The organism is Methylocapsa polymorpha (assembly GCF_045689225.1).
Taxonomy (GTDB): domain Bacteria; phylum Pseudomonadota; class Alphaproteobacteria; order Rhizobiales; family Beijerinckiaceae; genus Methylocapsa; species Methylocapsa polymorpha.
In genome coordinates this window covers 3665756-3680834 of record NZ_CP136862.1, presented here as the reverse complement: position 1 = coordinate 3680834, position 15079 = coordinate 3665756, and the positions used below count along the sequence as shown (strand labels likewise).

Sequence of the window (15079 nt, the reverse complement as noted above, 5' to 3'; positions counted from 1 at the left end):
CGACATGTGGGCGTTGATGACGAGAAGCGTCCGCCGGACGCTTCTCGATTAAGTGGCGGCCTGCCGCTGCGCAGCTTCATCGCCAGTACGGCAAGCCGCGCTTCAGAAGCCGCGCCGAAGCCGAGGCGTGGGGATAGATGCCGCCCATTTTTAAACGGCTGCTGCGACGCACTGGCGACATTCCTGCGGCTTGAGCGAAGACCGCACCCATCGCTAACATTCGATCTGGGATACAACCGTTAAGCGAGACGTCTTTGACGCGCCCGTCAGAAGATGAACTGATCGCCCATTTTTTCGCGCCGCTCGCCGGGCCTGGCGCCTTTGGGCTGCGCGACGACGCGGCGATCCTCGCGCCGCCGCCGGGCTGCGACATCGTCCTGACCAAGGATGTCCTCATTGGCGGCGTGCATTTCTTTCCGAATGACCCGCCCGATTGCATTGCGCGTAAAAGCTTGCGGGTGAACCTGTCCGATCTCGCCGCCAAGGCGGCTGAGCCGCGCGGCTTTCTTCTTGGCCTCGCGTTGCCGGAGGATTGGACGGCGGATTGGCTCGCGGATTTCGCGCGAGGACTAGGCGAGGATGCGGCAGCCTACGCCTGTCCGCTTTTGGGCGGGGACACCGTGAAGACGCCGGGCCCGCTCGCTATATCTGTGACCGCCATCGGCGCCGTCCCCAGCGGGCGAATGGTTCAGCGCGCCGGAGCGGCGGCGGGCGATCTGATCTATGCGACGGGGACGATCGGCGATGCGGCGCTCGGCCTGAGGCTGCGTCTCGCCGCGGCGGACGACCGCCATTGGACGAGCGCCTTGAGCCCCAAAGCCGCAGCCTATCTCGCCGACCGCTACCTTTTGCCGCAGCCCCGCCTCGCTTTGCGCGAAGCGCTTCGCGCTTATGCGCATGCGGCCATGGACATATCGGATGGGCTCGCGGGCGATCTCGTCAAAATGTTGCGTCTTGCTGGAATGACAGCCGAGATTGCCGCCGCCGCGGCTCCACTATCTGAGGCTGCGCGGGAGGCCCTCGAGGCGGAGCCGACGCTGATAGAGACGATCCTTACAGGCGGCGACGACTATGAGATTCTTTGCGCTGTTCCACCCGACCGAAGCTTGGGATTCGAAGCCGCCGCCGCCTCTGCAGGGCTCACGGTCAGCGCGATCGGCACAGCCCTGCAGGGCGCAGCCCCGCCTTTGTTCAAGGATGCAGAAGGACAAGCCTTGGTCTTCGCCAAGGCGTCATATCAGCATTTCTAACAGCTCGACCATCCCACGCCGCTTGCGATTGCCTATGTGGGCGCTTTCTGCAAAGCTCACCGATCGGGCGCGAGCGGACGGGCTTCGAAGCGCCTCCTTGCCAGCCGACGATGGAAAATACCGCAAGACAAAAGGTTGCGGCGCTTTCATGATCCCGAAGATCATTGAAGGGCTGGAAAGCCAAGAACAACACTGCAGGGTAGGAACCGATGCTTTCGATCTGGCTCATAATTCTCGCTGGACTTTTATCAATCGTCTATGGCGTCGTGACGTCGGCGAAACTGCTGGCTGCCGACCCCGGCTCGGCCCGGATGCAGGAAATCGCCGGCGCAATCGCTGAGGGCGCGCAAGCCTATTTGAAGCGTCAATATTTGACCATCGCTGGCGTCGGCGTCGCGATCTTCGTCGCATTCGGCCTGTTTCTCTCTTGGACGATCGCGGCCGGGTTCCTGATCGGCGCCGTTCTCTCAGGCGCCGCGGGCTTCATCGGCATGAATGTGTCGGTGCGCGCCAATGTGCGAACCGCGCAAGCGGCCTCGCGATCACTCGCCGCCGGACTTGATATTTCCTTCAAGGCGGGCGCGGTCACGGGGCTGCTCGTGGCGGGCCTCGCGCTGCTCGGCGTCGCTGTCTATTTTTACATTCTCACCGGGCCGCTCGGGCATGCTGAAAACAGCCGTGAGACGATCGACGCGCTGATCGCTCTCGGTTTCGGCGCCTCCTTGATCTCGATCTTCGCCCGTCTCGGCGGCGGCATTTTCACCAAAGGAGCTGATGTCGGCGCCGATCTCGTCGGCAAGGTCGAGGCGGGGATTCCGGAAGACGACCCGCGCAATCCCGCGACGATCGCTGACAATGTCGGCGACAATGTCGGCGATTGCGCCGGCATGGCGGCCGATCTCTTCGAAACCTATGCGGTGACCGTCGTCGCCACCATGGTCCTCGCCTCGATCTTCTTCACCGGCCAGGCAGTTCTGGCCTCCGCCATGCTCTATCCGCTGGCGATCTGCGCGACCTGCATCGTCACCTCGATCGCCGGCACCTATTTCGTCAAGCTCGGCGCGAATCAATCGATCATGGGCGCATTGTACAAAGGCTTGATCGCGGCCGGCCTCTTGTCCATCATCGGCCTCGCGATCGCAACCCAGCTCACCGTCGGCTGGGGCGACATCGGCTCCGCCAACGGCGTCGTAATCAAGGGCTCGCATCTTTTCGTCAGCGGGCTCATCGGGCTTCTCGTGACCGGCCTCATCGTGGTCATCACCGAATATTACACCGGTACCGGAAAGCGACCCGTCCTTTCGATCGCACAGGCCTCGGTGACTGGACACGGCACCAATGTCATCCAAGGCCTCGCCATTTCGCTCGAATCAACGGCGTTGCCGGCGCTTGTCATCATCGGCGGCATCATTGCGACAAGCCAGCTTGCCGGGCTTTTCGGCACGGCGATCGCCGTCACCACCATGCTGGGCCTCGCTGGCATGATCGTCGCGCTCGACGCTTTCGGCCCGGTGACCGACAACGCCGGCGGCATCGCGGAGATGGCGGGTCTGCCCAAAGAGGTCCGGCGCGTGACCGACGCGCTTGACGCGGTCGGCAATACGACGAAGGCCGTGACCAAGGGCTATGCGATCGGTTCGGCGGGGCTCGGCGCGCTTGTGCTTTTCAACGCCTATAGCCACGATCTCGAATATTTCATCGCGAACCCGGTGCAATTTCCTTATTTCAAGGGAATTGGCGCGGTCTCTTTCGACATATCCAATCCTTATGTCGTGGCCGGCCTGATCTTCGGCGGCATGATCCCATACCTTTTTGGGGGCATCGCGATGACGGCGGTGGGCCGGGCTGCGGGGTCCGTCGTCGAGGAAGTGCGGCGGCAGTTCCGCGAAAAGCCTGGAATCATGCAAGGGACCGAGCGGCCCGATTACGGCCGCGCAGTCGACATGCTGACCAAGGCTGCGATCAGGGAAATGATCGTGCCCTCCTTGCTGCCAGTGCTCGCCCCGCTCGTCGTCTATTTTGGCGTCCTTCTGATCTCCGGCTCGAAGGCGTCGGCCTTTGCGGCGCTCGGCGCTTCGCTGCTCGGCGTCATCGTCAACGGGCTTTTCGTGGCTGTCGCCATGACGTCGGGCGGCGGCGCTTGGGACAACGCCAAGAAGAGCTTCGAGGACGGTTTTATCGACAAGGACGGCGTCCAGCATTTCAAAGGCGGCGACGCGCACAAGGCTTCCGTCACCGGCGACACCGTCGGCGATCCTTATAAGGATACGGCCGGACCCGCCGTGAACCCGGCAATCAAGATCACCAACATCGTCGCGCTCTTGCTGCTCGCGATCCTCGCGCATTGAGTGGGACGTGATCCACGAAGGGTCGAAAGACTTCGCGGCGGGCCTGGAGCATGATAGATCACGCTCCAGGTCCGTCTCCTGCGCAATTTGGCCGGACTTGGCTTTTAGCTGAATTTCAGCAGGTTGAGGAACATGCCTTTCAGGAAGGTCGATTCGGCTCCGGCCGTCGGCGTCGTGCGGGACACGAAATCGAAAAGCTTGCCGTCTTCCATGCCGTAATTGGCGACCCGGTCGACCTTTTTCGCCTTGGTGAAATAGACCGCGAAGACGCGCTGGTCGATGACCTTCGGCTGCATGAATTGAAGGCTGCGATCGGTGACCTGGGTAATATAATACCAGGCGTCGCCGCCGACGGTGGACGTCGTCGTGGGCGTGCCGAGGAGAACCAGGATCTGCTCCGCCGAAGCGCCAGGCTTGACTTGATCGATCGTCTTCGCGTCGAGCTGATAGCCATGGACGACTTGGCCATTATAACCGAGGCAGCCGCCAAGCCCCAAAGCGAGCGCCGCCGCCAAAGCGAATCTCAAGCGGACTGATCCCCAACCCGACGCGCAGGTCTTCATATCGCGAGCTGCGGGCGCTCTATCGAACCACATTCTTCAAGCCTCCGGCGTGACGCGCGATCGCTTTCAATCGAGACGATTGCGCTCCTGTCTCTTTGCCTTGTCGCATGATCCGATCCGAAAGCCTGCGACTTCTCGTGGCATACTAATGGCGCGATCCTAACTTTTGGTATTCGAGCGGGAGGTCCAAACCTGGCAGGCGCCCGCGCCTCCGCCCAAAGATTTGGCCCGACCTGCGCGAATTGCGGTTGCGCCGAAGCCGCGCGATGCCTAACTCCGAGCCACGTGAAATGCAAGCTAGCGAAGGAGCGAGCTTCCGAGCAGGGCGGCGCTTAGGCGCCAGTTTGGCTTGAAAAGTCGCTCGTAGATCGTCAGATTTATAAATTGAAGTTGCGCAGCATGATTTTCCCGTTCTTCCGCCGCGCCGCCAATCGAAGATTGATCGAGCGCCTTCACGGCCAGATCGTGGCGGCGGCCCGTAATCGCATCCTGTTCACGGAATATGCGATCGAAGACACGTTCGAGGGCCGGTTTGAGGCCGTTACGCTGCATGCGGCTCTCGTTTTACGGCGGCTCAATGCGATGGCGCCGCCAGCGCCTGAAATGGCGCAGGACCTGGTGGACGCCTTGTTCCGCCATTTCGAGATGGCTTTGCGGGAAATGGGCGTCGGCGACATCGCAGTGCCAAAACGCATGAAAAGTTTTGCCGAGGCCTTCGTCGGACGCGGCGCAGCCTATGACCTCGCCCTGAGCAAGGGCGAGACCGCGCTCGCCGCGGCGCTTGCGCGAAACGTCTATGCCGATCGCGCGAATCCGGACCGCCTTGCGCGCTATGTCGGGGCGGCGGACCGCGCGTTGGCCAAGGCGCCGATCGAGGCGTTCACCATGGGCCCGGTCCCGTTTCCTGAGCCTTCGGCCATTCTTTGAATTCGCTGCGGGCCAACCAACTGTTGACGGCAGATGCGCATTATCCCACGGCGAAGTGAGCCTCTCGAATTGGATCGACCGTAAGTCAGATCGAGCGAAATTGCGGAAATTTCGCTATCATTTTGCAAAGAGGCGGAACTTCGCGAAGGAAGAACGGGTCGAAGCGCGTCGGCATTTTCCGCTGCGGGCATAAGGAGGCGGTTGCGATGAAATCCAGGAGCGATCCCAGTCCAAGATCCCGCAAGGGAGACGCCGGCAACGCGGAGCCGAGGCGCCAAACGGCGAATTTCTCTCGGCTCCTCAAGGTCGAAGACGTCCCGGAGACCGGGATTGAAGTTTCGCTTCGCGCCGACGAGGCCGAGTGCGCTGCGATCGCGCGAAGCGACGGCTTGGTCGCCGTCGCCAAGCTCGAGGCCGATCTCGACGTGACGAGGCAGGCCGGGATGAGATTCAACGTCTCCGGAGTTTTGCGCGCGCAGGTTGTGCAGACCTGCGTCGTCAGCCTCGATCCTTTCGAGACGAAGATCCGCGCCGATATCGACGTCGATTTTGCGTCGGCCGTAGAAGCGGCGAAACTGTCGGGCGTGGTCGGAACGGAAATCGACGCCGGCGATGGGTGGGCGGACTCTTTCGGCGTGAAGCGCGACCCGCCCGATCCCATCATTGACGGACGGATAGATCTCGGCGCCCTGGTCGAGGAGTTTCTTGTCTTGAGCCTTGACCCTTATCCGAGGAAGCCTGGCGCGAGCTTCGACGAGACCGGTTTTTCCAACAATCCGCTCGAAAAGGTCTCGCCTTTCGCGGTCTTGAAAAAGCTTAAGGAGGGCTCTTAGAGCGGCGCAAATTGGGGGCGTTCACCGTCATTCCGGCCGCGACCTAAATCTACGGCGAGCTCTTCCTTTGTCCCCCGGCGGGAACGTCCATTGGTGGGTAACGCGATTGATGGAGCCGCGCCAAGCTTGCGGCGAATAAGGAAAAAAATGCTCGGAAACGCACCGTTCGGCGGCAAGGGTTGAAAAAAGAGCTTGAACAAAGGGGATTTCCCAGTGTTTACCCATTGTCGAAACGATAAAATTGCTAAACGTCGCTCCAACGACGCGTTCGGTTCTTGCCGCCATGGCATGGAGTCGCCGGCTCCATATTGAGGGAATAACGCTTGGGCAGACCGACCGCGTTCCGAAATGCAAAGATCGGCCGACGACCATTGGCGAGCAGTTTTTTCCGTTTCGGTCCTACAACTTCGCCTCGGGTTGCGACAGGGAGTCGGACATCCATTCCGCATCCGGCGGCGCGTCGGGTCAACCTAGGCGGGGCAGCGAGCCCGAACATTGTGGCCGCGTTGGGCCAGGGCGTGCGCCAAAGCGAGCGAAGGTCGAGTATAGTCGCAGGCGCCGTTGGCCATAATCGAGATGCGTATGCTTCGAGCTCTATTACCGCCAGTAATCTCCGCCCTACATTCGAGCGTTGCGGACGGCAGAACAGAAAATGACCCAACCGCCGCCGCGAGGCGAAGATCCGCGCCAAATCCGCGCGACGCTTCCCTCAAGTCTCCGAACCCAGGCTTAGGGCGCAGCCTAATGGCTCGCCCGACATTCTTCCTCCGCCCAAATTGGGCGAGTCGTCCATTTTTGTCGTTCCTGATGGTTTCGCTTGCCGCCAATCGCGCAGCTCGCGGCGAGCCGGAGTTCCGGATTTTATGATAAAGCCAGTTCGAATTGCGCTTGACGCCATGGGCGGAGACCACGGACCCGACATGATCGTTCCGGGCGCCGCCCGCGCGCTCGAGCGACGCCCGGACATGGAATTCATCTTTTTCGGCGACGAAGCGCTGATCCGGCCGCATCTCGACGCTTGTCCGCCACTCGCGGCCGTGTCGGCCGTGCGCCATACGACCGTCGCGGTCCGGATGGACGACAAACCGAGCCAGGCCTTGCGCGCCGGGCGTCGGGCGTCGTCAATGTGGCTGGCGATCGAGGCGGTGAAAAAAAATCAAGCCGATGTCGCGGTTTCGGCCGGCAACACCGGGGCATTGATGGCCATGGCGAAGACTTGCCTGCGCACAATGCCCAATATTGACCGGCCGGCGATCGCGGCCATATGGCCGACCATCCGGGGCCGCACGATCGTCCTCGATGTCGGCGCGTCCATCGGCGCCGACGCCCAGCATCTCGTCGATCTCGCGATCATGGGCTGCGCCATGGCGCGAATTGTCCTCGGCGTCGAACGTCCGTCCGTCGGCTTGCTGAATATAGGCGTCGAGGAAATCAAAGGAATCGAAGAGGTCAAGACGGCGTCGCGCCTCTTGCGTCAGGCTGCTTTGCCCAACCTCGACTATTTCGGCTTCGTCGAGGGCGGCGACATCGGCAAGGGAACCGTGGACGTCGTCGTCACCGAGGGCTTTGCCGGCAATATCGCCTTGAAGACGGCGGAAGGCACGGCCAATCAGATGGCGCAATATCTCCGTGAAGAACTCGGCCGCGACCTGATGTCCAAGATCGGCTATCTCTTCGCGCGACGCGCCTTCGCGGCGCTGAAGGCGAAGATGGATCCGCGCAACGTCAACGGCGGCGTGCTTCTGGGTCTCGAAGGCGTGGTGATCAAGAGCCATGGCGGCTCAGACATTCTCGGAACCGCGGTCGCGATCGAAATCGGCTATACGATCGCTCGCCACGAACTTTTGGGCCGGATACGCGCCACGCTCGCGCTCTCGCACGAAGGACAATCCCAGCCGTCGAAGGCCCCGGCGGCCGGCGAGACGGAAGCGGCGCGGTCGAGTTCGTAAGGGGCTTCGATTTTCCATGGATCATTCATCGTGACAGATGCAGCGCCAGGCAAGCTTCGCTCCGTCGTCTTGGGGCTCGGCTCTTATCTTCCCAAGCGCATCGTCAGCAACTTCGACCTCGAAAAGGTTCTGGAGACGACTGACGAATGGATCGTCCAACGGACCGGCATTAGGCAGCGTCATGTCGCCGCCGAGGACGAACCGACTTCGCAGCTTGGCCTTTACGCCGCGAGAGCGGCTCTCGCCGACGCCGGCTTGACTGCGGCCGACCTCGATCTCGTGATCGTCGCGACGTCGACGCCTGATTATACTTTTCCATCCGTCGCGACCCAGGTTCAGGCGGCGCTCGGAATGACCCATGGCGCGGCCTTCGACCTTCAGGCTGTCTGCTCAGGTTTCGTCTACGCCCTGGCGACGGCGGACAAGTTCTTGCTGTCCGGATCGCACAAGCGGGCCTTGGTCATCGGCGCGGAGACCTTCTCGCGTCTCGTCGATTGGACCGACCGCACGACATGCGTTCTCTTCGGCGATGGGGCTGGCGCCGTCGTGCTCGAAGCGCAGCATGGAGAGGGAACCGCGCGCGATCGCGGCGTCTTGACCTCGCATCTTCGCTCCGACGGACGGCATCGCGACAAACTCTATGTCGACGGAGGGCCGTCCACGACGAGGACGGTCGGACATTTGCGCATGGCCGGCCGGGAAGTCTTTCGCCATGCAGTTGGAATGGTCGCAGACGTCGTCACCGAAGCCTTCCGCGCGACTGGGACGACCGCAGCGGATCTTGATTGGTTCGTGCCCCATCAGGCGAACCGGCGCATCATCGACGCATCCGCCGAAAAGCTTGGCATCGCGCCGGGCAAGGTCGTCATCACTGTCGATCTGCATGGCAACACATCCGCGGCTTCGATCCCACTCGCCTTGGCGGTCGCGCGCGACGACGGGCGGATCAAGCAGGGCGATCTCGTGATGATCGAAGCGATGGGCGGCGGTTTCACCTGGGCGTCCGCGCTCATTCGTTGGTGAGCGTCCAAGCGCCTTGATTTGATGTGAAATTTGTTTCAGACTTGGATGGTTCGCGCACAGGACGCAAGAACGATCCAAGAGATATTGCGCGCGAACCGACCTATTCTGGCCGACGGCTCCGATATGTCTTAAATGCAAATGGATTTTGCACTATCAACAAGAGTCGGCTGTGTCCCGTCCTCTGGATGGGAGCCATCCAATTGGGTTGGTCGGTCGGCTTTCCTGCGCTGCGCTTAGTTCGTTCCATTAGGAATGAACGGACCGATTATTGAGATCGAACAATGATAAAGTTCGCAGCCACGTCCGCTGCTGGGGAGACTGGCGCGCCCTGCGCCGAGCCGATCGCCGATTCCTTGGCGCAGTTGGACTCTCGCACGATCACCCGAGTCGATTTGGCGGAAGCGGTCTACCGTTGCGTGGGACTCTCTCGCAAGGAATCGGCGGTCCTGGTGCAAATGGTTCTTAATGAGCTGGCCGAGACTTTGACCAGTGGCGAGACAGTCAAATTATCGTCCTTTGGGTCATTCGTCGTGCGCGCGAAATCGGAGCGTATCGGACGCAATCCAAAGACCGGGATCGAAGTGCCGATCACGCAGCGCCGCGTCATGGTGTTCAAGCCGTCGAGCGTGCTGAAGTCGCGGATCAATGGACATGCTGCCGAGGATGAAAGTGACTAGGGCGTCGGCTCGGGAGTAGGGGCGGATCGCTTGCGAGGGATCAGCTCGGCGCTGGCGCACGAGGTCAAGAGGAACAATCGGGAGCCGTAGGCGAGATGGAGAAAAACGCCGACGCATTTCGGACGATCAGCGAGGTCGCCGAAGATCTCGATCTTCCGCAGCATGTTCTTCGATTTTGGGAGACGCGGTTTTCCCAGATCAAACCGCTGAAGCGCGCCGGCGGCCGACGCTTCTATCGCCCGCATGACATCGAAGTTCTGCGTGCGATCAAGCGCCTCCTTTACGGCGAAGGCTATACGATCAAGGGCGTGCAGCGACTTCTGAAGGAGCAGGGGGTCCGCGCCATCGCCGCCACGAGCTATGCGGCGCACAATGAAGGTTCGGATTCTCGCCCCGATGCGGGAGGAGACCTGCCTTTTGCGCAAGGCGAGGCGGCCTGGACAAAAGACGAAGCCCGCCACGTCTCCGATGAATTTGCAGCGTCGCGGCGAACGGAACTCCCAACCGAGCCTTCCGGTTTGTCTGGCGCGGAAGGCGAAGGCGGGAGCCTCTCCGGACGGGAGGCGATCTGGCCTAGCTCTTTGTTGGTCGAGGACGCCTTGAGGCTGCGGGCGGCTGTGGCCGAATTGGAGGAATGCGAGCGCATCCTCGGAGCCGCCCGCCGCGTTTGACCTTCGCGCTTTTTAAACTGCGACCGTTCTGCGTCGTGGGCGCGCGGAGCGTTGCGCGCCGGAACGGCTTTCTCTATAAGTGCCGGCGTCGGAGTGTAGCGCAGCCCGGTTAGCGCACTAGTCTGGGGGACTAGGGGTCGTGGGTTCGAATCCCGCCACTCCGACCATCATTTCGATCCATTGGCTCATTGGCTCCTACGCCGGGAACTCGCCGCCTGTTCCCTCCGCGAAGCCCTCGGCTTACGGCGGCTCGTCAGTAGGGCGAGGCATGGCGCATTCGCGGCCAATGCGCGCGCTGTTCATGCCGGCAGGATCATGGATCTCCCTCGCCCGCGTTCACGTCATCGAAATAGGGACCAATGACGAAAGGGCCAAGCCAAGGCATGATATTCCCTCTCGTGTCATGCGTAGACCAATAAACTTGGTCCACGAGGTCTTGGCGATTCAGCGACGGCTCATAAGGCGGCTGATAAGGATCTGAAAGCGGGTAGCCTTTCGGGGGAAGCCTCTTCGGTCCCCATTGTGGTCCCGACGGCATCTTTGGATGCCCTCCCGGTCCCGCCAATGGAGACACGACCGGGACCATGCCGCGATAGGAGTACCGCAGGACAGACGAAAGCCCGCTGCGCGACGGCAATTGCTCCACCTTGACGGTTGGCGTTTCTTCGCAGGGGTTTCGAGGGTCGGGGACGCCGCGCGTCTGAAATGACGGGCCTGCGGCTCCCTTTCGCAATTGGCAGCCTCGAAGCATCGGCTTTGGGGACGACGCAGCCCCATCTGCTGCGGAGGCGGAGATGACTGCGCCTACGCTGATGCAGCCGCCATAGCCGGATGTGAGCGTCAGCAAACATGCCATAAGCTGAGCAGCTAGCGTTTGCACCATATGATCGCCAGAGCGTTTCATGGCAATGACATATAGGCCCCGGATCAGGCCGTCACAGAGCGCCGGTGCGCAGGCTTCAATATTTTTATTGAAATTTGCGTGTGGGTCTATGACTCGGCGAGAGGCGCAGCGGCGGCGTAGGCTGAGGGAAAGAGTTTTCTCTTTCGAGCCTTTGGGTTTAGATTTGGAACTGGCCATCGCACTTTTTGGGTCGGGCCGTCATTTTGATCCTGGCCGAGGCCCCCATGCGGAATCTGAAAAAGCAGCTCGACTGCTATGACTCGCTTCCCCCTTCGCTCAGAAAGACCCTGGCCAACGCCGCTTTCGATTGGGATGCGACCTTGGTCCTGGGAGCCTTGGAGCTCGGCGCGGCCATTGAGGGCGTGATCGCGCGGATTCTGGAAGACGAGCAGAGGCGTCTGCCGATCGATGCTTATGTCATGTACGGACCGGATCATCCGCGCGCGGCGCGCAATGTCCAGGCGAACTGGCTAAGATACTACCATTACCCGGCCAAGACAGGCTATTGGTGGCGCCGCTGACGCTTGGTCGTTTTCCATTGAAGTATGTTCCTGTCGGGATTTCTCATGCCTGTGATCGCGGTCCGATCGGCCGTGGACGCGGCATTCGCGCCAAGTCTGCGGCTTCCCTTTGGCTGGACAACGGCCGGGGCTAAGGCGAAGCTGGTTGGCGCAGCGTCGGCTAGTCGCGCGCCTGCGCAATCCCGCGCAACGAAGCGGCGCCCTTTTTGCTCTCGGGTCAATGCGCAGAATCTCGTGGAGGCCGGCCGAACCGGCTTGAGACCGCGCAGGGGAAAATACCGAGACTCTAGCGCAGTGTCCGGTCGGATGACGTCATTTGATCGACAAGGACTTGCGCCAGATCGATCAAGTTGGACCTCCGAAGGCGTGAAAATAGGAAACTGAAAATGTTCGAAGGATGGCTAATTCAGGTGACTTCGGGGAACCCCGCGGAGGGCGACCAGGAAGTGGAGCTCTATGCGTCTTGGGTTCCCAAGGAGGATGACGCGGTCTTGAATGTCATCAAGACATTCAACCTCACCGACGACCATATTGTCTCCATGGTCATCGATCTGCCGAAAGAGACCTTCGAGAAGCTCGGCCTGAAGCCGGGCGAGGCCGGTCCCTATAAAGAAGTCGAATAGATTAAATTCTTTCGGCCTGCCTCTTCCAGCGCGCCTTGACGGGCGAGACCAGGCCGCTTCGGCGGCGGCTTTGAGATCATCGTCGCGTCGGGCGGGTTTTGCCTGGGAACGCTCCCTGCAGTCTCGCGTGACGCGGCGCAGGTCCGTTCGCCTCTCGAAACTGGCGCAGTTCGTATCGAGTCAGGATCCTTGCCGCCGTATGCTTGTCGCCGAAGGCGGCGCGACCACGCGTTCAGGCAAATCCTAGAAAAGTCGATCCGCCTGTTCAAATCCGCGCGCCGCGAGCCGCCACTTTCGCTTGGCCCCGGCGATCGGCTCGCTGCGCCGGATCGTGATTGGCGCTAACCGTTGATAGTCTTGAATTCGGACACGGCGAAATCGAAGAATTTTGAAATGTCGTAAACCGCGCCCTTTTCTTTGAACTTCTGGTTCTGCACCGTATAGCTGGCGAGATTTTTCTGCGTCGCCTTGTCGATGAACATGACCTCGTAGCTGCCATTGCTCAAATCATCAAGGGTAAACGCCTCGATTTCCTTGCCGCCAATCTGGAATTCTATTTTAGGTAAAGCCACGTCTTGTCTCCACGCGCCGAATTAAAAGCAAGCGCCACATACACCAGAGCGAAGTTCTGCGCCAGAGCGTCTCTCGGAAAATATCGAGCCGCTTTATTGTTTTCGGGCATGCCTCGCATGATTAATCTTGCCGAGTTTCGTCTCGACCGGATTGATCAATCCGCGCGAGGGCCAACGCCCGCCAACGGAGAAGAAGGGCGCAGCCGCCAACCTATTCGTTCGCCGCGGCCTTGATATCCAGCTTTTTCAGAAGCGCCCCCGGCGCCTGTATCGATGTCAAATCCGACAAGCCAAGGCCGTCCGGAGCGACCACGACGAGATGGAGGGATCTGGGCTGGACGACGAATTTTGCGACCGCCGAGCCGATGGCTTTCGCCTCTGGCCCGTTGTCGAGCAGAGCAGGCAGGAAAGCGATCGCCGCCCTTGCATAGGTTTGGCGCAGCGCGCCAGCCGACTTATTTTGGCGCTCCGCTTGCGCCGCGATCGCCCTCTCGAAAAAGCCAGTGTTTTCAATACGCACATCGATCTTTTTCAGGAGCGCTCCCAAGGCGGCGACGGTTGCGACCTCCCGATTGGGCGATAGAATATCCTTTGTGATATTGCTGAAAAGACCCGAGATTTGAATCGCGCCCATATCGGCGCCTTCGAGCGACATCGTCCCTATCGCAAGTTCCTGCTTCGCCTCGTCCCAGGTCATCGCGATCCGGCTCGAGAGATCGAGCTGCGAATAGCCCATATCGCTCAGATCCTTGAACGCGCCGCCGTCGTCCTGGTCGAGGGCGCGCGTAAAATGCTCAAGCTTGGCGTCCATCTGAATTGGCGCGCCGTCCTTTTGGCTCGATTCCCGGATTTCCAAACGACCGGCGCTGAAGACGCCGCGGGCGCCTTCGCGGCCTGTTTTCGTCTCGACGAAATCAACGTCGAGCTTGGTCAAAACCATTTCCTCTACGGCTGGCATCGCCGCGCCAACATTCGCGCTCCGCGCAGCGTCTTCATCGCTCGCCGAGGCCTTAGCGAGCGCCTCCCGCAACCTTCCTAAATCGAGCTTGCGAAGCGAAAAGCCTTCGATCCCGATCTTCGCGCTCTCGCTCGCGAGCGCGAAATTTTGCAGGGCGAATCCACCAATCTCCATCCCGGAGAATTGCGTCATCGACACATGGTCAATCGAAAGGCTTACAGGCTCCTGGGCGCCATGCACGACAAGCCTGACGTCGCTTGCGTCCATTCCGTCGATCGCGATCGACTCCAAGACATCGGCGTAGAGAAGCGCGATGCGTTTCTTGCGTTCGCGCGAGGTCTGATCGTCTTCCGGCGCCCCGGCCAAAGCCATGCGCAAAGGCCGCCCCTTTACGCCGCGTCCCGACATGGCTTTGACCCCGAGGTCGAAATGCGCCGTCGCATTTGAAAGATGAAATCCTTCGACCGAGAAACTGTCATAGAGCGCCGTCTTCGGCTCGGCGGGATCATCTTGCGTTCCGCTCATGATCCGGGCGGCAAGGACGAGATCGACTGCTTTCGCGGTCAAATGGCCGTAAGCGCCCTCCGTGTCGCCGGCTTCGGGATCCGACACGGAAAAGCTCGCGCCCTCGGCGCTTGCGGCGGCGGCTTTGCCCTTGACGACTCCCGTGAGCGAAATATTCCGATAAACGACCTTCTGGGCCAGGGACCCAAGTTTCGTTTCGGTGATCAATTCGGGGATCGTAATCGCCGCCGCGGAAATCTTGGCGATCCTGTCGCCAATAGTCATTGCGCTTTTGGCATCGAGGATTTGCGCGAGCTCGACCGCCGACAAAAACGTTCCAGCAAGATCGATTCGGCTGATCTTCACGGTCGCAAGCGCCGTCTTGACCGTCACGTCCTCGGCGCTCGCCGCAGCAGCTTGCGCAAGCGCCGCCGCAGAGACGGAAAAAGCCACGGGCTCGGCGGCAAGCCGGAGCGCGCCGATATGAACGGAAACGCCCGCTTCATCCCAGCTTAGGCCGGCGACTCTGATTTCGCCGCGCGAAGGGTCGGCGACGATTCGGTCCGCCTTTAGAGCTTGCGCATGGGCTGCGATCGCATCAAAAGCCTGCCGCGCGGCGCGATCGGCGATGAAATCGGTCGCTCCGCCAAGGAACGCGGCGAAAGCCGACAGACAGACGCCGGCGAGGCAAACAGCTTTCCAAAGCATCCAAACCTCATTAGCCAGAATGAAATGATCCCATGCCCTAGCTTTACG

The 15079-nt window shown here is 60.9% G+C and carries 13 protein-coding genes and 1 tRNA gene; 11 read left to right on the top strand and 3 right to left on the bottom strand.

Annotated features, from left to right (window positions below):
- Positions 1-254 precede the first annotated feature (254 nt).
- Both thiL and RZS28_RS17000 read left to right on the top strand, forming a co-directional pair.
- Positions 255-1250 carry a thiamine-phosphate kinase gene (gene thiL, locus RZS28_RS17005; protein WP_407338912.1) on the top strand — a complete coding sequence of 332 codons (996 nt, stop codon included), beginning with the start codon at positions 255-257 and terminating at the stop codon, positions 1248-1250.
- Between the two features lie 209 nt (positions 1251-1459).
- On the top strand, positions 1460-3598 hold the full coding sequence (locus tag RZS28_RS17000) for a sodium-translocating pyrophosphatase (protein ID WP_407338911.1): 2139 nt from the start codon (positions 1460-1462) through the stop codon (positions 3596-3598).
- Between the two features lie 104 nt (positions 3599-3702).
- Here the strand turns inward: RZS28_RS17000 and RZS28_RS16995 are convergent, their stop codons facing one another.
- Entirely contained in the window at positions 3703-4125 is a 423-nt protein-coding gene (locus tag RZS28_RS16995) for an outer membrane protein assembly factor BamE (RefSeq protein WP_407338910.1), read from the bottom strand.
- A 435-nt stretch (positions 4126-4560) separates the two neighbouring features.
- On the opposite strand from RZS28_RS16995, the gene RZS28_RS16990 reads away from it, so the two are divergent.
- The 9 genes from RZS28_RS16990 to RZS28_RS16950 all read left to right on the top strand — a co-directional run bounded on the left by RZS28_RS16990 (position 4561) and on the right by RZS28_RS16950 (position 12289).
- A complete protein-coding gene (locus tag RZS28_RS16990) occupies positions 4561-5088 on the top strand; it encodes a ubiquinol-cytochrome C chaperone family protein (protein ID WP_407338909.1) in 528 nt (175 codons plus the stop codon).
- A gap of 206 nt (positions 5089-5294) precedes the next feature.
- Entirely contained in the window at positions 5295-5921 is a 627-nt protein-coding gene (locus tag RZS28_RS16985) for a YceD family protein (RefSeq protein WP_407338908.1), read from the top strand.
- A gap of 863 nt (positions 5922-6784) precedes the next feature.
- Positions 6785-7870 (top strand): phosphate acyltransferase PlsX, encoded by a 1086-nt coding sequence (gene plsX, locus RZS28_RS16980; protein ID WP_407338907.1) that lies wholly within the window; start codon positions 6785-6787, stop codon positions 7868-7870.
- A gap of 30 nt (positions 7871-7900) precedes the next feature.
- The gene (locus tag RZS28_RS16975; protein ID WP_407338906.1) at positions 7901-8893 is read left to right on the top strand and encodes a beta-ketoacyl-ACP synthase III; all 993 of its coding nucleotides are present in this window, start codon (positions 7901-7903) and stop codon (positions 8891-8893) included.
- Between the two features lie 362 nt (positions 8894-9255).
- The gene (locus RZS28_RS16970) at positions 9256-9570 is read left to right on the top strand and encodes an integration host factor subunit alpha (RefSeq protein ID WP_407341158.1); all 315 of its coding nucleotides are present in this window, start codon (positions 9256-9258) and stop codon (positions 9568-9570) included.
- A 95-nt stretch (positions 9571-9665) separates the two neighbouring features.
- Positions 9666-10241: a MerR family transcriptional regulator gene (locus tag RZS28_RS16965; protein WP_407338905.1), complete on the top strand. Its 576-nt coding sequence runs from the start codon at positions 9666-9668 to the stop codon at positions 10239-10241.
- An 89-nt stretch (positions 10242-10330) separates the two neighbouring features.
- Positions 10331-10408 (top strand) — tRNA-Pro (locus RZS28_RS16960).
- A 961-nt stretch (positions 10409-11369) separates the two neighbouring features.
- Entirely contained in the window at positions 11370-11666 is a 297-nt protein-coding gene (locus tag RZS28_RS16955; protein ID WP_407338904.1) for a DUF6525 family protein, read from the top strand.
- Positions 11667-12052: 386 nt separating this feature from the next.
- On the top strand, positions 12053-12289 hold the full coding sequence (locus RZS28_RS16950) for a hypothetical protein (protein WP_407338903.1): 237 nt from the start codon (positions 12053-12055) through the stop codon (positions 12287-12289).
- Between the two features lie 341 nt (positions 12290-12630).
- Here the strand turns inward: RZS28_RS16950 and RZS28_RS16945 are convergent, their stop codons facing one another.
- Positions 12631-12861 (bottom strand): hypothetical protein, encoded by a 231-nt coding sequence (locus tag RZS28_RS16945; RefSeq protein ID WP_407338902.1) that lies wholly within the window; start codon positions 12859-12861, stop codon positions 12631-12633.
- 211 nt (positions 12862-13072) lie between these two features.
- Entirely contained in the window at positions 13073-15031 is a 1959-nt protein-coding gene (locus tag RZS28_RS16940; protein ID WP_407338901.1) for a hypothetical protein, read from the bottom strand.
- Positions 15032-15079 lie beyond the last annotated feature (48 nt).

Coding starts and splice junctions, on each gene's coding strand:
- RZS28_RS17000 (WP_407338911.1), top strand. CDS start 1,460: ATGCTTTCGATCTGGCTCATAATTCTCGCTGGACTTTTATCAATCGTC.
- RZS28_RS16990 (WP_407338909.1), top strand. CDS start 4,561: ATGATTTTCCCGTTCTTCCGCCGCGCCGCCAATCGAAGATTGATCGAG.
- RZS28_RS16985 (WP_407338908.1), top strand. CDS start 5,295: ATGAAATCCAGGAGCGATCCCAGTCCAAGATCCCGCAAGGGAGACGCC.
- plsX (WP_407338907.1), top strand. CDS start 6,785: ATGATAAAGCCAGTTCGAATTGCGCTTGACGCCATGGGCGGAGACCAC.
- RZS28_RS16965 (WP_407338905.1), top strand. CDS start 9,666: ATGGAGAAAAACGCCGACGCATTTCGGACGATCAGCGAGGTCGCCGAA.
- RZS28_RS16955 (WP_407338904.1), top strand. CDS start 11,370: ATGCGGAATCTGAAAAAGCAGCTCGACTGCTATGACTCGCTTCCCCCT.
- RZS28_RS16950 (WP_407338903.1), top strand. CDS start 12,053: ATGTTCGAAGGATGGCTAATTCAGGTGACTTCGGGGAACCCCGCGGAG.
- RZS28_RS16940 (WP_407338901.1), bottom strand. CDS start 15,031: ATGCTTTGGAAAGCTGTTTGCCTCGCCGGCGTCTGTCTGTCGGCTTTC.